Raw genomic sequence first — 18532 nt, 5'->3', positions numbered from 1 at the left:
CTCTGATATGTTTTTTAATAATTTCATTTACCAGCAAAGTGTGTAAGAAAAAGAACAGTAAAAAAGTGGGTAATGTAGCATTTGCGCCTGAAGTACTCTGAATAATATATTTGGAGCTTTGCTCTGCATTGTGCTGAAGATTGCTCTGAGCAGATATGAGTAAATTAGATGATAATACACTTACCGAAGCTAAGTTATTAAACGTTCAGTCTCATTTAATCGGGCTTTTTGATGAAGCCCAGCCAACACAAAGCGCTTGATGTGTATAAATTCAGGTTTAGATGTAGCATCTTGAGCCGAAAGGTGTTGATTTTACTGTTGTTATTTTTGGTACTAAAAACTCCAACGCTCTTGTTTTTTTGATATAAATTGCTTTTTATCACTGCGTTTTTGTATATAATCAGCAAAATTGTGTTGTTTTTTTAAACGTCTGAGTGGTGTATAGACAGATAAAGAATTTGCAAATATCGAGAATGACAGAGGAGGGCCCCAGTAGCGGGTAATTTAGTGTGTTTTTCCTTTTCAAAGACTTCAAGGTTTGTCCACGCTTGATGCATAAACAGTACTCACACTGAGATAAGTACCAATCTTACGTTAGGTTTAGCTTTCGACAGCTATTAGCCAGGCTGCTTGCCGTCCGCGTACTGAGACAGTGGGGCGAACTGTGGTGGGCGAATATCAAAAAAGCTTGGTTTTGTTACAGCGCCAGCAAGTAACTTCGATTGTCAGATAGCCAAAATTCACCAACTTATTTTATCTCATGTTTACAACACTTTAATATTTTTTAGGCTGATGTGGTCAGTGTTATCGGCCTTGTATTTATTTTATTATTGTCAATAGGTAATTTGATGTCTCTGAAAAGTGAAAGTATCAAGAAAAAAACTAAGATAACTCAGCATATCCAAGCGATATTGCTAGGTGGCGTGGCACTACAAGCTGGTTTTCAGGCCAATGCCAGCAACGAGGTTTTTGCATCCGAAAATTCTGATGCTGTCACAGTGCGCAGTATGTCAGATACGATGCCAGTATTAACATCATCTAATAATATTACGGTAGAAGAAGGTCACTGGAGTCCTTATATTGGACCTTACGAGTTTGCAACGCCAAACCCAAATGATAACGAATACTTTGACTATGTGGTAAGCGGAGGTGCAGATAAAGGAGTTTTTAATTTTATACCTGATAGCACTGGATATTACGTATATGTAGATAAACAGCTTGATTTTGAAGACCCTTTTGATAATAACAAAGATAATGTTTACGAGTTTACTATTACGGTAAAGAATACAAGTACCAATGAGTCTAGTTCACACAATATAACGTTTACGGTACAAGATGTTGGTGAGTTGGCACCTTTACTTTCCTTTGGGTCAATATTTGCGGATGAAGGTAAGGCGTTTCAATTTAAGCCAGAGCATATTCAATTTAGTGGTACGACCGATTTACTCAACGCAATACAATTTAACGTTGCAATGAACGCATCTTTCCAAGCGTATCACGACGCTAATACAGATGGCCAGCTAACTGAAGATGAAAAAATTACCCAAGTTACCAATGTGTCTTATCAACAACTGACAGCGGGAAATTATTACTTTTTACACAATGGCGATGAAACTACAACGGAAGCAAGCTTCACTATCACGACCCGCGTTAAAGCTGACAGTGAATTTAGAGACTATTACTCTCGTCAAGAAACTAAAACTGGCAAAATGTTAATTAATCCTACCGATGATGCTTCTGAAGCGAAAGTAGGTTTTATACAAGCAACTTTACCTGTGTTGGCTGATGCAATTGGTAGCACGAATATTGTTTATAACTCGGACGCAAACGGTAAGATGTACGCAGCTTTTTATAAAGCAGGTGCAGTACATCAGTATGCGTTAGTGAACGATGTATGGAATGCAATAGGTACGGCTACGGCAAAAGATACGACTAAGGGTAAAATAAAAATCGCATTTGCCCCAGATAACACGCCATATTTTGCCTATTTGGTTGAAGACAACACTCAAGATACTACCTCCATTGAGGTGTTAAAGTATAACTCAAGCACACAACAAGTTGAGCCATTGCCAGCCCTTGCTGAACAGGGGATAGGGTTTCAGATTATGGCATCTCTTAGTCGCGATTTTGGGTTTGCATTAGATATTAACGGTGTTCCTTATCTGTTTTATCAATCCAAGCAAAACGGCTTAATGCAGCTAGTAAAGTACAGTATTGCCAGTGGCTGGTCGCAGAGATTGGTATATGATGGCAATGTAGCCAAAGCTGTTCATTTTGCAAAGTCAGTTGAGATGATCAGAAATGGTGACAAACTTCACTTTGTATCATCTCATTTAGGAGACACAGGTGTTAATTTGGGTATGCTAACAGGGGGTTACTCACATGGTATTCTGGCAGATGGAGAAGAGCCAAGTTATCAATATGGAGGCTTCACAAGCAGCGGTAACGCTGTGGACTACTATGAATTTGCACTCTCAGGCGCAAGTGAACCAGAGAACTATAATCTGTTCATTACTACCAAGTCTAGTGTTCCGGAATATAACAGTAATTGGTTTAGTTACTATGCAAATAAATCAGGGTCATATCTTGATGGCGGTACGTCAAGTAATATTCGGTTAGCAGAAACATTAAGGTCAGTTGAGGTTGGCAGCACATTACCGTACACCGTTGAAGTTACCGATATTAGCGCAGGGTCAAGTACAGTTCTGGTCAAGAGCATTGTTGAAGGGCAGTGGCAAGAAGCGGCGAGTTATCAGGTGCCGTTTGAAGTTAAAGTCGATCCTGTGTTATCGGTTGATGAGCAAGGTCATTTGCAAGTCTATCTAAGTGGTACGGATGCGCATGATTTTAGAAAAATTAGTAAGCTGAATAAAGACAGTATGTCCCGCGTGGTCACTGAGCCTTGGAATGCGCAACAGCTATTTAGGGCGTTGCGTGTTGAAGACGTGGATTCTGAGCAAGTGACGATAACAATTCGCAACAATACTCCAAACGCGGGTGCGCTAAGTGTTGCAGGTGGCTTTGATAGTTCAGGGCTACATATTACTCAAAACGATACTGCGAATTGGACAGCAACGGGTAGCTTATCAAATATTAACCGCTTGATAGAAAACCTGCGGCTACAATCGACCTGTGACTTTTCTAGTAAGGCTTCGGTGACATTAAGTGTCAAACATTTAGGTGATTTTACTGAACTTGCGACAGTTGAGCTTGATTATACCGACGCACAAAACGCTTCACAGATCTGCCTAGCTAGTTCATTGCTAGTAGACCAAGGTAACAGCAGTACGATTTTAACCACTAACTTAAATGCAGTTGAAGCCAGTACAAATGCTGAGCAACTCATCTATACAATCAATGCGGCACCACAGTTTGGTACATTATTTTTAGACCTAAACCTTGATGGCACCCTAGAAGATAGCGAAAAACTTACAGCTGGTAGTCCATTCTCACAGGCTGCGGTTAATAGTGGACAGCTAGTATATCAACATGATTCTAGCAAAAACGCCTCTGATGCTATCAATTTAAGCTTGCAAAATAGTTTAAGTAACATGCAGTTGGCAAAAGAAATTATGCTCCCAATTAGCATAACGCTTGCTAATGAAGCGCCAGTTGCTACGGCACAAACGGTCTTTGCTAATGAAGATAGTTCTGTGCTGGTCACGCTTACTGCGATCGACATTAACAGCGACGGGCTAACATACCAAATTTCACAAGACGCGAGTTCGGGTTCATTGGAAGCACAAAGCGGTGATACTTGGTTGTATACACCAAACGCTAACTTTAACGGTGAAGATAGCTTCTTGTTTGTGGCATCTGACGGTCAGTTACCTTCGGAGCCTGCTGAAGTTAAGGTTACAGTGCGCGCAGTGAATGACGCACCAGAGATCAGCGGCACACCAGTAACACAAATTGATCAAGATAGCGCATATCAATTCACACCAGCGGGAACAGATGTAGACGGCGATACTCTGACCTTTAGCATACTTAACGCACCAAAGTGGGCTAAATTTGATAAGACTACTGGAACATTATCAGGTACGCCTCGTGGGAGTGATGTGGGTCGTTACGAGAACATTGTGATCAGTGTCTCTGACGGTAATAGCGTTAGCGCTTTATCTGCGTTCTCAATTGCAGTGAATGCTGTGGCTCCGGTGAATACAGCCCCTACAGCCAGCACAGTCAATACTTCCGTCGATGAAGATGCGACAGTAAGCTTTGGCGCATCGGCTTCAGACCCAGATGGTGACAGCCTTAGCTTATCTGTGACCACACAGCCTGCCAATGGCACAGTCAGTGTTCAAGGTGATTTATTCCGTTACACACCAAATAAAGATTTTAATGGTGTCGATAGCTTCAGTTACCGAGTGAGTGATGGTGAGCTTAGCTCCGCAGAAGCAAGAGTAAATATTACAGTCAATGCGGTGAATGATGCGCCTGTTGCTAGGGCGATAAGTACTTTAGTGGAGGAAGACGCATCAGTCAGTATTACTGGGGTTGGATCAGACCTAGACGGTGATAAACTGAGCTTCTCCGTTACCCAGCAACCTGCAAATGGCACGCTCAACTTGCAAGGCAATGTATTTAATTACACGCCAAATGCAGACTTTTTTGGTGCCGATAGTTTTAGCTATGTGGTGAATGATGGTGAGCTGAACTCGGCTGAGGCGCAAGTGAGTATCACTGTGAAGCCAGTGAATGATGCACCAGTGGCACAAGATGACGAGTATACCTTTACAGATGCAGCTGGCCGCTATGTGTTAGATGTACTAGCGAACGACAGCGATGTTGATACAAATGATACGCTCACACTTGTGGCAGCGAATACAACGCTCGGTAGTGTAAGTATCGAGAACAACCAGTTGATATACCAGCCTCAAGCAAATGTACAAGACGCTGCGGTTATCAGTTATATGCTAACAGATAGCCAAGGCATGCGTGCGCAAGCGACAGCAAAAGTAACCATGAGTGCTGCACAAAGTGGCGCACCAGAGATAAGCGTACCAGAAGATAAAACAGTCAATGCAACAGGGCTGTTCACTAAAGTGGACTTGGGTAATGCAACGGCAACAGATGTCAGTGGTAATCCACTGGCAGTATCTTTGGTAGATGGAACCACAGTATTTGCACCGGGTATTCATGAAGTATTTTGGACAGCCACAGATAGTAATGGTGAGTCTGCGGTGAAACAACAAACGGTGACTGTGCACCCGTTAATTTCACTAAGCAAAGACAGCCAGATAGCAGAAGAGCAGCGCCATACGGTAAAAGTCTTCTTAAATGGTACCTCGCCAACTTATCCTGTGACGGTACCTTACTCAGTAAGCGGTACGGCTGATGGTAATGACCATGATTTAGTAGCAGGTGAAGTGGTAATTGAATCAGGGGTTGAAGGTAGTATTACCTTTAATGTGTTTGGTGATGGCGAAGTAGAAGGCTCTGAGAGCATTGTCATCACGCTTGACGATACGCTCAACCGTGGTGCAAAACAAACTTCAACCGTTACCATAGTGGAAGATAACGTAGCACCAGCATTAGCAGTAAAAGCAATACAAAGCGGCCAAGTACGCACATTGATTGGCCAAGATGGTGGTGTGGTTTCGGTGGTGGCAGAAGCAACCGATGCTAACCCACAAGATAGCGTGACGTTAAATTGGAGAGCTGAGGGGGTAGAAAATACCAGTACAGAGTCCAGTCGCTTTGAGTTTGACCCAGCAGGGTTAGAGGTGGGCACTTATAAACTGAGCGTTACCGCCAGTGACAACGGAACGCCCAGCTTATCATCAATGCAAGATATGTATCTTGAAGTGGTGGTAAGTTTGCCAGCGCTCAGTAATCAAGACAGCGATGGCGACCTTATCCCTGATAACCAAGAAGGTTATACCGATGCAGACAATGATGGTATTCCAGATTATTTAGATGCCAACAACGAGTGTAATGTGATCCCTGGCCAAGTTAAGGATGTAAGTCAATATTTGGTTGAGGGTGAGCCGGGCGTGTGCTTACGTAAAGGCGCTACGGTTTCACAAAATAGCACAGGCGGTGCGCAGCTATTAGAAAGTGAACTGCCAACGGATAGTGAAGCAACCAACATAGGTGGCGTGTTTGACTTTATTGCCACAGGTTTACCGAAAGCTGGCGATGTTTACGGTATTGTGATTCCGCAGCGAAAGCCTATCCCTGTCAATGCGATTTATCGTAAGTTCAGAGATGGAGAGTGGACAAACTTTGTGACAACAGACGGTAACAAGATATTGTCGGCAGTGGGTGAGCCGGGTTACTGTCCACCGCCGGGCAGTACGCAGTGGCGTGACGGCTTGAATGCGGGTGATTGGTGTGTGCAACTGCAAATTGTAGATGGTGGTGCAAATGATGATGACGGGATTGCTAACCGTAGCGTTATCGATCCCGGCGGGATTGCAGTAATGAAAACCACTAACACCCAACCACAAGCTCAAGCCGATGCAATAACCAGTGCTGTTGCGCAGCCAGTGTTCATTGATGTGCTGAGTAATGATACGGATGCTGATGGTGATACATTAACCATCACTGGAGCAAGTGCAGATTTTGGTGTGGTAGAGGTAGTTGATAACCAATTACGTTTAACACCACCGCTTGATTACATTGGTATAGTCCAAATCACGTATGGTATAGCAGATGGTCAAGGTGGGACGTCAAGTGCTGAGGTGACGGTTGAGTTGGTTGTAAATGGTGCCCCAGTAACTCAAGCAGATACCGCAAAAACCAACGACAAAACCAGTGTTGTGATAGATGTACTTGTCAATGACAGTGACCCAGATGGCGATGCGTTGAGTTTAGTAAGTGCAGCAGCAGAGCATGGTCAGGTGAGTATTACTACTGAGGGCACGCTACGTTATGAACCTAAACCCGGGTTTAGTGGTGAGGACAGCGTAGTGTATCAGGTTAAAGATACAAAAGGAGCGGTGAGTGAGGGAGTGGTTAAAATTACCGTTAGTCTTGCGACCGTGGTTGAGCCAGAAAAGCCCGGCACGCCAGACATTAAGCCTGAAACGCGGTCATCTGGCAGTGTAGGTGGCATACTGGTGGTGATGGTGTCGGCATTATTATTACGTCGTCGCAAAAAAACACTGCCAAACTATGCAATTGCGACTGCCAGTTGTCTCGCGAGTGCAACAGCAGTGGCACAGTTACCTCACGCTCAAAACGAAGCACATTACGCCAGTTATACGGTAAGTGCGGTGAAGCAGGTTGGGGTGCCTTCATCTTTTGCGACCCTACGCTACCTAGATTTAGGTGAAGGTAGGGTGGCGCTAAACTCATAGTGCAGTAATAAGTAATAGCCCAGCCATTTGGTTGGGCTTTGCTGAGGTAGCTTTATACAACTTACTTAACCTATTGTATCAGCCTTGCTAGGCTAGGTAATAACGGTGTCCTTAATAGATATGTAAATTGAGGGAATAGGTTTGACGTTAATCACGTTAAGCACTTTTCATTTAGGGCCGCTCACTAAATAAGCTTCTCTTGCCTCAAAATAGATGGCAGGGTTAAGCTAATTGGAACCTTAAAGTGTAAAGGATAGCCATGTTCACACCTCGCAAGTTGGCAGAAAATTATCGAGAACTGGTAAGTAGTATCGGTTTTTACCCCTCTTTACTAGCTATTACTTTCTTTATTTTTGCGTTAATTACCACAGCTATTGAGTATGCAGCTCCTATTCGTGACTTCAAGGCGTTTATTGGAATTGTACTGGTCGACAGTGAAGAAAATGCTCGTACAATTTTAAGTACACTCGTTGGTAGTATTATTTCGTTGACGGTATTTAGCTTTTCTATGGTGATGATTGTGCTTAACAATGCTAGCGCAGGGTTGTCACCTAGAGTTTTACCCGGTCTGATCACCAGAAAGTCTCATCAGTTGGTACTGGGGTTTTATCTCGGAAGTATTATTTATGCCATTATCATGCTGATAAATATTCGTGGTATGGGCAATGGTGAAACCGGGATCCCCGCGTTGGGTGTCCTCTTTTCACTGCTTTTTGGTCTGCTCTCTTTAGGCTTTTTTGTGTTTTTTATCCATTCAATATCCCGAGCTATTCAGGTTGATAATGTACTCAATGACTTATTTAAGAATACCAAAAATGAAATGCGGGATATTGTTACCAAACAGCAAGAGCAACCTATTGAGCAATTTCCTGATTTTTCTGGCTGGTATCATTTACCTAGTACAGAGGAGGGATATTTTAAGGGTGTCCACAGCGATAAACTGTGTCAATTATGCGAGCAGCATGAGCTAAAAATATATATTGCAGTGAAGCAGGGGTTTTTTACCGTTAAAGGTTACCCATTTCTCAAGTGCGATAAAGATCTCAGTGCGCAGGAAGCATTACGTAATGCGTTACTTAGCTGCTTTATTTTTTATGTTGAAGAATATATCAGTGACCACTATCGCTATGGTTTAACACAAATCTCAGAGATTGCAGTGAAGGCTATGAGCCCTGGGATTAATGATCCTGGCACGGCGGTAAAGGCGATTGATATGCTGAGTATTTTACTTATCCAACGTTTAGATATTTATGATGTTAATTACTCCTTGAAACACGCTAAACATGAACCACTTTTATATATTCATGAAGCGTCTTTTGATGAGCTACTGCATGACAACTTTACTCCAATAAGAAACTATGCGAAGTCAGACGGCTACGTTATGGTCAACGTATTGGAAGCATTTAAAAATATCCTTTTTCGTTCTAGCGGCAATCGACAAGCAACTGAAAGTTTATTCAAGTACTTAGAGGCCATCGTCGATGATGTCCGAGGTACTATTACCAATCCATTTGATCGACAACGAATCGTTGAAATGCTCGAAGCCATTAAGAAAATCGATGGCGCAAGGGGAGAAGCGCTTATTATCCAGTTTAAACAATAACAAGCGCAAATCAGTTTCGTTAACCTTAGCTGCGGATAATGAATGCCTTTCTAGCAGCCTGCTTTAACGCTAACTGCGTTAATTCACTTCCAATAGCGGGCTATTGGTGTATAAACTCTCCTTGCCGAAAAGGTGTTGGCACCTTAGCGAGAGCAGAATGCGGTGTTTTCCCTAAAATTCTCTGACTAAACAAGGAAAAGGTAAGCTGTGCTTTAGCAACAATAAGTTGGAACATTCTTTGATCCAAACATCAGGTTAGTTAAGCGCAAGCTTAGCAAGACTTGCGGCGATAGCAGAAAGGGAGAGTAATCGTAATAAAATGATAGCGATATCTGAACTGCCACCTGCAGATGTATTGCGATAAACTAAGGGATAGTCGAAAAATACCATTAAGTAGAGTAAGTCGAAAAATCCGATTCTGGTGCCATTGAGCTCTACTTTTGTTCCATCTTTTAATAAGATTTCAGCAAAGCATAAATTGGCTGTGGTTTTGAGTTTCCCACTTTTTTTGTCCTTTAACAATAAATAGTGAAAAACAACCTCGCTAATGTTTTCTCTGGCAATTTTTTGCGTGCCACTTGCTCTTCCTTTAATTGCTTGAGGTGAGATAGTTAACTGTTCTTTTGATACATCCATAACCCATTGAGAGCCAAACCCGAACTTTTTATACAGCATGACTCTTTTGGTAAAAAAGATAATTAAAAATGCAAATAAACATGCTGGAAAAGCAATATAGCGTGGGTATGCTCCATCAACAACCGACGCTGTGATAGCTAAGGCAAAGACTAGTAAGGCAAATAAAAACTCAGCGCGACCACTTAGCATACCCAGAGCAGCTATAGAATTGAGCGACACTTCAGACTTATCAGTCAATTCGTTTTTGTTTTTTAAAGAAACGTATTTGAACCAAACTTTATCCGTCAGTGATAAGTCTAGTGTGTGCTTGGCTAATGACATTTGGCACCTCCTTGATGTTAATAAAAGCAATACTTTTACGTCATTTATATCGTATTTCCATGAAACTTGGAAACTTTTCATATTATCGCGTTGTGTTGAGGACAACAAATTGACAGTTTCTAGACCATCAACTGGTACATGTTTAGGAAAGCGATAGGTATAGTCCAAAAGCTAAAGAATCACGCTTCTGTGATGGCGGGCGAATTTTAATATGTTCCAAATTGCAGAAAAATTGAAGCAGAGTTAGTAAAGGCCTGCAACTTTCCTGCCTTTATCTCGAACCATAAAAGATATAAGTGGTGCGATAAGTCATTTTTATGGATATCTTGAAAATCAAAGCCTTGCCGCTGTCATTGAAGTTACTATTTTTAAAATAATACTCGAAGTAGATAGTCTGACCGTTGACCCCCGTTATTTTCGTATAGGGGTCGCTGGTAAATTGCTGTACTTTGTATAGCAACGTTTGATACCGAAAAGTTATTGTTGAGACAACAACGACAAACGCACATACCATAAAGCTGCACCACCAACATGACTTTGTCGAGTACAAACAAATCTCGAAAATATACTGCGGTTACGCAAAGGGGCAAGTACACGTCACTGCCCCTAGTGTTTCGGTGCAACGTCAACAATCAGTTAAAATACACCTTGATTAGTATCCCCTGATTTTGTCGCTAAACATTCAGTATTAACCAAATGAACAGTACCTTTTTAACTACATTAACCGCATTTGTTTAATAAAGGTGGTAAGGTCATCAGCTATATTTTGATGCTCTGTGGCGGTTGGATGCCAAATACAACCCTCTAAAGGGGTATCAAAGACGTGACTAAACAACATAGACATGTTTTGCTGCTTGAGTCTTGCTATTGCCTCATTCGTTGCTGGAATAATAAAGTTATACGGGTAGGCAGGGCGTGGCATATAAATAATAGGCACAGCAGGGTAGCGGGCTCGTAACTGTTTAGTAAATGCAACCATAGTGTCCACCCATTGTGTTTTAACCTCTGAGATATTCTCCCATGGCTCGTTAGGGGTTGGATCGGTACTAAAGTCATTAGTACCCACTTCAATTACAATGAGTTGAGGAAATTTATCTTCAAAGCTGCTGTTATCAGTAAATACAGCAGACATTTTATCATAGTAGTGTGTCAGCGTATGATGAGGCTGGTTGCCTCCCCAATTTCGGATCAAACCTAGGCCAGAATATGAAACTTGGGTGAAACTTGCATTCAACTGCTGAGCACTTATATAGGGAAATGCGTGGCGCGCGTTACTTAAGTCGACAATTTCACTCCATTCACATTGCCTTTGGGTAGATTCACTACCAAATCCAGCGCTAATTGAATCGCCAATAAACAAAATGTGAGGCTTAGCCGTTTGTATTGGTGTTAATCTTCCCTCTACGTCGACACTTACGATCTGTGCATTATTTGAATAGTTTTCCCAGCGTTTGACCAACTTAATGGTAACGGTTTCTTCTGTGGTACTTTCAAAAAGCGTAAAAGTTTGAGTAGCGCCACTGGGATCCGTCAGTAATTTTTTCGAGAACTCTCCATTGATCAACACGTCAAATTGGTCGCCGAAACCCTTTAGTGCAATATGAAAAGCCCGGCCGGTCAACTTTGTGTGAAGCTGCGTGCCTGGCCAGTTAAAACTGACATGCCCATTTTCATAGTTTTTATTAACACGCCCTTCATAGTGAATAGCGTGGTGTGTTGCGCTGAGCGATGAGGCAACTGCGAGATTTAGGGATGCAATCGCAGCAACAGTCATTAAGGTTTTAAACATGTTGTATTCCTTGTGAAATTATTTGCCTATTACTGTAACTGCTTTGTGTTCATTTTAAGTGGTGAAGAGGTTGAATTTTATTCAACAGAGCTTTGTTTTTTGTACCTAAAACATGGTATAAATCCATCTGTGATTGTAGATTAGCTTGTATTGACACAGATCCGATAAGGAGTTTAGGGTGGTAGGGGGAATATTACTCAATGTATTAGTGACACTGTTGATTGTCACATCACTGGCTTGGACACTTTTCCATTGGAAAGTCGTTTTACTGGGCGTACAAAAAAATAGCAGTAATAGCTTTTATCAGCTGGGTCGAGCAGCGTGGTGGTTTATCATTTTTATCCACCCTGTATTATTAGTTGGCATTTGGTTTTTGGCGCTTAACTTAAGTATATTGATCTTTTGCCTGATAGTGATGCATGGCATGTTTGAACGTATTTTTGCTACTAATATTGACGCGCGTTAACGGCCATGTAACGCTACAAAATTGCACGAGTGATGAGTAATATTAAAAATATCATAGCGCTTCAAATACAGCTACACTAAAACCTATTGGTGTTGTCAGCTTTTTGACAAAGCTGACAGCTCTCAAACACAATATAAAAATAACACAAGCCAAATCATGCCCTAAGGAACGATTATGCCAAACTCGCAACCCGGTACTGTACTAAGTAATGCACAAATAAGAGCGGCAGCCTTAACCACAACAAATACCAATGAAGTACCTGCTACCAAGCAGTTTGCCGTCAATGCTACCGGTAATTTATTTATCGCAAGCACGCTCAATAGCACCGCAGGTGGCAGTGTGTTGCCACAAGAAGCTGAAAGTGCCTTTGGTGAGGTGAGTGTGTTTTTTGCCGCACTCACTAAAGCCATGGCGCAGGCAGGAACTAGCTTGTATGACTATGATGCGCTGAATAAATTGGTGTCAAGCTCGGGGCTGTTTGTCAAAGTGACAGAGAGCAATATCGAGTTTGAAAGCAAGCAAAGCGGTGTAACTTTATCGGGTCAACTTATCCAAACCTTATTGGGGCTCAGTGGTAACCTTGCTTCTATCGGTAAGTCGTTGATGGATATGATAGCGGGTATGGGGCAGGCCTCGGTCAGTATTAGTGCAAACTCAGATAGTCAGGACAAAAAGGTCGGCACCATTATTTTTGTGTGTGAATATTTGCTTGGCGCTATTTCTATCTCACCAATTATTATCTCTGCGAATGCAAGTGATGTTAAATCTATTTGGCAAGCGGGTCCCTGTTTAAAAGGCGGTCATACAGAAATACAATTGACGCTCTGCAAGTCAGTCTATTTATTTGTGCCCCCCGCTTTTGTGAAACAGGCGGCGTCGTTGAATGAAGCAATGTCAGATCCTGAATTTAATAATCTGATTGAGTCTATGCGTAGCGTGATTGCGCCGCCTTCAAAAAGCGCTCCTGTGGACAACGCGGCTAAAAAGGGCAACTAATTTTGGGAGAAAGCAATGTTCTCAAAATGGTTTAGTAAAACAGCGCCGCCGATACAGGCAACACAGCAACCAATTTACACGCCAATCACTAAACATTATGTGTTTAATGAAACGGGTAACATTATGTTATGCGCAACGGCAGATAGCATTCAAAGCTTTGACGTCGACTTAAAGAGTGCGTTTGTTGATATTAGTGTGTTTTTTGCTGCCATGACAAAGGCGGTCACATCAACTATAAATCCAGTGACTCGGAAACCATTTTCGATATTTAACTATCAAGCGGTAAAAAATATCTTGGCCGGATCCGGTTTATTTATAGAGACAAACGTGGAAGAAGGAACCTTCAGCCATGATGGTGTGGGAAACTCTCTTGGAAAAGCCTTGTTCCAGCATATTTTGAATCGAGAGTTTTCTGAAAAACAATTACCCTTTGCGAAGTCGATGTTTAATGGCATGCAGTACCAAAGCGCAAGGGCGGCAGAGCAATCTTCCATGTCTGAAGAGCAGAAAAAATTATGCCGCAGCGGCAGCATTTTTTTTATCGGTGAATTATTAATGGGGGTGCCGCAAACGTCGGCTATTTTGTTGAGCATTGAGCCACAAAGTGTTGCAGACACACCCTCTGACACGCAAAGTGACTGGCAGGATTTGTTTTCATTGGTTGGGCTAGATGAAACAAGGCATCAAGCAAAGCACATTGTACGCCACTGGAAATTTAAAAAACGTACTTACTTGTTTGTCCCACCTCAGTTTATTGCTCACGGTGTGGCAGGGCTTGGAGATCTAGCCAACGCTGATTTTGAAGAGTATAGCCGCACATTAGCACAGAGCATCTCTAAATAATCTGAGCAAAAAAACGAGAGTTAGCCCATTCCTTATCCAAACTTCAGGTTAAATAACCCGAAAAATTGGTATTAAAGTGCTTTGATTATCTCAGTTAAGGCGCTTTTTGCTATATCTATATCAACTTGCTCAGTTTGCCAATTGCTCAAGGCTGCGCGGATCACCTTTTGCCCTTGCCAGCTACCCGGGCTGACAAAAATGCGGCCATCTGCGTTAATTGCTTGGAGTAATCGTTTGGTGGCGCTATCGTCTTGACCTTTAGGTTTGAATAACACCACGTTGAGCTTGCCGTAGTACACCAATTCATAGTCAGGTGAGCATGCAAACCAGTCAGCAAGTTGCTGGGCTTGGTCGATATTCTTACCCACCCATTGGCGAATTCCCTGTTTACCGTAAGCAAGTAACGACATCCACACCGGCAGTGCTCTAAAGCGACGCGAGTTCTCGACTCCCATTGAAAAGAAATCAGGCTCACACTTTGAGGTGACTAAATAAGGTGCTGGCACGTCACAGCTGGCAACTAAATAGTCAAGATGGCGAGTTAAAAACACACCGCAGTCGTATGGGACATTGAGCCACTTATGGGCATCAAGGGTAATGCTGTCAGCCAGCTCAATCCCTTTAGTGCGTCCATTTGCGCCATTGATAATTCGCTCAAAAATACCAAAGGCGGCATCGACGTGGAGCCAAGCTTGATGTTTGTCGCATAAGGCGCGGATTTGTATTAAGTCATCAAAATCCGTTCCTGTCACGGTAGCGGCACTGGCGATCACAATCTTGCTTTTAGCTTGACTGTTGTCTAATGCTAATTCTAGTGCGCGGATGTCGGTGGCTTCATTATTTGGCTGGGTTTTTATACGAATAAGTTGATTGCGCCCAAGTCCTGCAAGGCCTAACGCTTTCAACATGCTGGCATGTGGAGTTGCGCAAAAGACGGCAACATCTAAACCAAACACACCATCTTCTGCGACATTAATATCTTGCTGGTGGCCTGCAAATTGCCTAGCGACAACCGCCCCTAAATAATTGGCAGCAGTTGCTCCTGTGGTAAAAAGGCCATCAAAACTTGAGGGTAGCTCAAATAACTCGGTTAACCAGCGAATGGTTTGCCTTTCAATATTCGTTGCAATTGAGCCATCACCTTTAGACACATTTTGGTCATAGGTCGAGACCAACCAATCGGCAAAAGTGGCAATTGGGGTTGCTCCACCTGTAACAAATCCCCAATATCGCGGTCCTGTACTGACACTTAGGTTCGGGACTATGTGCTCACTAAATTGTTTAACAAGTTGTTCAATTGTCATGCCGGAGTCACTCAGGCAGAGCTCAGGCGGCGCAATATTTTGTCCTACGACGGGGCGATTTTTACTTGATTCAATAAATGCAGTGGCGAGTTCAGAAAATGCAGAGAGTAACTGCGGCAATTCATGCCATGCGTTTGGTGCTGCTTTCATGTGTGTTCCTTGTGTGAAACGGTTACTGGAATTTCAGTGTAACTTACGCAAAAATAAGGTACAGATACAAAAAGGTGAAAGTTAAGGGGTACAGATGGCGAGAAAGTTTATCGCTTTGAGTGAGCAGGTGATTACTGACATCAACAATGGTGTGCGTCAGCAGGGAGAAAAAATGACTTCACTTCGCACGTTTGCAAGTCAACATAAGGTGAGTATGAGTACCGCCATACGAACGTATGAAGAGTTACAGGATAAAGGTTTTTTGGTCGCGCAGGCCAAGTCTGGGTTCTATATATGCAAACCGAGTTACACAAATAATCATATTGATTTTGCTCAATTTAATAGTGAAATCAAGCCGCCCAAACGTATAGATGACAGTGCTTCTCTTACCCTAAATACGATGCTGTCTACCGCACAGGTAACTCCGGAGTTTATGCCAACTCAGCGGCTCACCAAATTCGTGAAACAGGCTTTTGACTCACCGCAACTTCACCACTTTCATTACCCAAATGCAAAAGGGCTTACGGCATTAAAAGACAGTATAGAAAACCACTTTAAGCAAAAAGGCCTGGCAATAAAATCAGAACAACTTGTCGTGACCAGTGGTTGTATTCAAGCTGTCATGGCTGCGCTCAAAGCGGTAACGGTGGCGGGGGATTGTGTGGTGGTATCATCTCCTTGCTATCAAGGTTTGTTGCAATTACTCGGTGCATTGGGACTCAACGTGATTGAAATTCCGTCGACCCCTGAGGGACTAGATCTAGCAGAGCTTGAGCGTGTGGTGAAGGAACTGCCTGTCTCCGCGTGCTTGATCACTGCAAATCATCAAAACCCAACTGGGCATAATCTATCTATTACACAGAAGAAATGGTTGGCACAGTTTGCCAGTGACAATCAGCTTGTCATTATAGAAGATGATGTGTTTGGTGAGCTTAGTCACAACCATACAATGCCATTGCCCATCAAAGCGTGGGACAAAGACGGCTATGTGATCTGGTGCAGCTCGGTATCGAAAACTTTAGCACCGGGTTTGCAGGTAGGGTGGTGTGAAGCTGGGCGTTACAAAAATCAAGTAAGTAGAGTTTTACAAGCATTCCATGGGATCCCAAATCCTTGCTTACAATTAGCGGTGTCACGTTTTATCGAAACCGGACATTATCAACGTCACTTGAGAGAGCTCAATCGAGTGCTTGCATCACAATGCCACGCGTATCGAGACTATCTGAAGTTACATTTACCGAGTACGTGCAAAATCTCATCGCCACGAGGCGGAATGGCGCTTTGGTTAAAATTGCCTAATATTGATTGTGAGCAACTGGTCGTATATATGGCAACACTCGGTGTGGAAATACGCCCTGGTAGCGCTTTTACTAGTCGAGATTTATACCAAGATCATCTTCGTATAAATTGTGGTTGGCCACTGGCGCAGGTAAGACCCTGGTTAGATAAGTTATGTGACTATGTCCTCCATAATTGAGCCAAATTACCGCGTTAGGATATGGCTAAAATTACAAGGAAAAAATACAGATGACACCATTACTTAATGCGAACTCAACTATCACGCAAGCAGTACTTAACGCAATTGCACATATGCCAACTCAAAGTCTTGGAGTATTAATCAATGATGAGTTGGCTCGTAAGTTTGAAGATAGTGATTTTATGCGTATAGCCGTGTTACTCGCACAAAAAAGCTATGATGAGGGGGGATGTCCAATTGGCGCTGTGATTGTTGACAACAATACGAATCAAATTGTTGGTAAAGGACACAACACCTTGGTGCAAGAGAGCCACCCCTACAATCATGGTGAAACCTCAGCGATTAGAGATGCAGGCCGTATGGACTTTAGCAAAACAACCTTGTTTACCAGCCTCAGTCCTTGTGATGTGTGTGCTACTTTACTCTATATGCGTGGCTTCCAACGTGTAGTAGTTGGAGATATTACTAACGCATCAGGCAATGAGCCATTATTAGAAAGTAAAGGCGTGCAGGTGGATATTCTCGAAGATCAGCTGGGGATTGAACTATATGGGCGGTTTCGTGCCGAAAAGCCAAATCAAGATCTAGAAGATTGGCAGGGAGTGGCCGCAGTAAAAAGCGCGAGTTGTGAGTAGTCGCTGATGTTAAAAGGCACCAGTGTGAGGAGGTTGCGCTTTATGCTGGTTGGATGAGCAATGTTAGGGTTCACTCTAAATTGAATTACAAGGTGAATACAGGCACACTGATGATATGATTATTCAGCTTATAGAGATAAAATGACTCGGGTCGCATTATTGCTTATCGCGCTGTTTGTTTCGGCTCAATGTATAGCACAGAATCGTGCTGTGGTTCGTTTTGTGGCGGAAGATTTGCCTCCTTATCATTTTATTAACGCTGAAGGTAAAGCGGATGGTGGTTTAGTTGTCCTTGCTCAAGCACTTGCAGCACAGGCGAATTTAGTTGCTGAAATAGAAATAATGCCGATGGCTAGAGTGCGTCATCAATTTGAAAGTCAGTCAAATGTAGCGCTGTTATCTTGGTTAAAAACCCCCACTCGTGAGATGCACTATAGATTTTTGGGGACTATGTGCCATGCGTCTGCCTCGCTCATAGGACTAAAAAAGTCACCAACACTTATCCAAAACCTGGATGCCGCGAAACGCTACCGAACTGGCACAATTCGGGGCTATTATAGCGAGACATTTCTTAAACAACATGGTTTTACTGAAGGGTATGAATTAGTACTAGTATCGAATTATGAAAGCCTGTGGAACCTTTTGTTTAAAGGGCGAATTGATTTCGTCTTAACGAATACCCTAACGTTAGAAAAAGAGCTGAGCGCCTTAAAGTTGGATCCTTCAGCGATTGAGCATAAGCTTATCTTAGCGCAGTTTCCAAGTGAGCTGGCGCTTGCTGTAAATGCAAAGTTTCCAGATGACTTAGCAAAACGTTTGCAAGACTCGTTGGCAGAGCTTCGTCAAAATGGCCAACAACAGGCTATCCTTGAAAAGTGGAAAATACGTTCAGTAATACCAATTTGACTTAATACTTGCTCAATTTGAAGGAGTAAACCTGACGCTAACAGCGTTAAAAATTTCTCATTTAGAACAACTAAATAGCAAAATTTTTGCCTCGTTATCGAC

11 protein-coding genes are annotated in these 18532 nt (G+C 42.7%); 8 read left to right on the top strand and 3 right to left on the bottom strand.

The genetic code is table 11. The features are described from left to right. Nucleotides 1–848: 848 nt before the first annotated feature. On the top strand, nucleotides 849–7304 hold the full coding sequence (locus tag EAG18_RS14400) for an Ig-like domain-containing protein (protein ID WP_125253078.1): 6456 nt from the start codon (nucleotides 849–851) through the stop codon (nucleotides 7302–7304). A 259-nt stretch (nucleotides 7305–7563) separates the two neighbouring features. Next, complete coding sequence (locus EAG18_RS14395; RefSeq protein WP_125253077.1) at nucleotides 7564–8907, top strand: DUF2254 domain-containing protein; 1344 nt, start codon at nucleotides 7564–7566, stop codon at nucleotides 8905–8907. Nucleotides 8908–9162: 255 nt separating this feature from the next. On the opposite strand, the gene EAG18_RS14390 is transcribed toward EAG18_RS14395, so the two are convergent. Next, nucleotides 9163–9864, bottom strand: coding sequence for a hypothetical protein (locus EAG18_RS14390; RefSeq protein ID WP_125253076.1), 702 nt, complete (start codon nucleotides 9862–9864; stop codon nucleotides 9163–9165). A 715-nt stretch (nucleotides 9865–10579) separates the two neighbouring features. After that, nucleotides 10580–11653 carry an SGNH/GDSL hydrolase family protein gene (locus EAG18_RS14385; RefSeq protein WP_125253075.1) on the bottom strand — a complete coding sequence of 358 codons (1074 nt, stop codon included), beginning with the start codon at nucleotides 11651–11653 and terminating at the stop codon, nucleotides 10580–10582. A 178-nt stretch (nucleotides 11654–11831) separates the two neighbouring features. Here EAG18_RS14385 and EAG18_RS14380 point away from each other — a divergent pair, with 178 nt between their 5' ends. The 3 genes from EAG18_RS14380 to EAG18_RS14370 all read left to right on the top strand — a co-directional run bounded on the left by EAG18_RS14380 (nucleotide 11832) and on the right by EAG18_RS14370 (nucleotide 13958). Continuing rightward, on the top strand, nucleotides 11832–12119 hold the full coding sequence (locus tag EAG18_RS14380; protein ID WP_125253074.1) for a hypothetical protein: 288 nt from the start codon (nucleotides 11832–11834) through the stop codon (nucleotides 12117–12119). A 174-nt stretch (nucleotides 12120–12293) separates the two neighbouring features. Further along, entirely contained in the window at nucleotides 12294–13115 is an 822-nt protein-coding gene (locus EAG18_RS14375) for a hypothetical protein (protein ID WP_125253073.1), read from the top strand. Nucleotides 13116–13130: 15 nt separating this feature from the next. After that, the gene (locus EAG18_RS14370) at nucleotides 13131–13958 is read left to right on the top strand and encodes a hypothetical protein (RefSeq protein ID WP_125253072.1); all 828 of its coding nucleotides are present in this window, start codon (nucleotides 13131–13133) and stop codon (nucleotides 13956–13958) included. 71 nt (nucleotides 13959–14029) lie between these two features. Here EAG18_RS14370 and EAG18_RS14365 read toward each other — a convergent pair whose 3' ends face one another. Next, nucleotides 14030–15412, bottom strand: coding sequence for an aminotransferase class I/II-fold pyridoxal phosphate-dependent enzyme (locus tag EAG18_RS14365; protein ID WP_125253071.1), 1383 nt, complete (start codon nucleotides 15410–15412; stop codon nucleotides 14030–14032). 94 nt (nucleotides 15413–15506) lie between these two features. On the opposite strand from EAG18_RS14365, the gene EAG18_RS14360 reads away from it, so the two are divergent. The 3 genes from EAG18_RS14360 to EAG18_RS14350 all read left to right on the top strand — a co-directional run bounded on the left by EAG18_RS14360 (nucleotide 15507) and on the right by EAG18_RS14350 (nucleotide 18430). Beyond that, nucleotides 15507–16889 carry a PLP-dependent aminotransferase family protein gene (locus tag EAG18_RS14360; protein ID WP_125253070.1) on the top strand — a complete coding sequence of 461 codons (1383 nt, stop codon included), beginning with the start codon at nucleotides 15507–15509 and terminating at the stop codon, nucleotides 16887–16889. A 50-nt stretch (nucleotides 16890–16939) separates the two neighbouring features. Beyond that, nucleotides 16940–17524, top strand: a complete 585-nt coding sequence (locus tag EAG18_RS14355; RefSeq protein ID WP_125253069.1) for a nucleoside deaminase — start codon at nucleotides 16940–16942, stop codon at nucleotides 17522–17524. Between the two features lie 141 nt (nucleotides 17525–17665). Beyond that, nucleotides 17666–18430 carry a transporter substrate-binding domain-containing protein gene (locus tag EAG18_RS14350; protein ID WP_275557304.1) on the top strand — a complete coding sequence of 255 codons (765 nt, stop codon included), beginning with the start codon at nucleotides 17666–17668 and terminating at the stop codon, nucleotides 18428–18430. Nucleotides 18431–18532: the final 102 nt, after the last annotated feature.

Origin of the sequence: Pseudoalteromonas sp. J010, from assembly GCF_003934235.1 — a bacterium.
Classification (GTDB): domain Bacteria; phylum Pseudomonadota; class Gammaproteobacteria; order Enterobacterales; family Alteromonadaceae; genus Pseudoalteromonas; species Pseudoalteromonas peptidolytica.
This window is presented reverse-complemented; position numbering and strand designations above follow the sequence as displayed.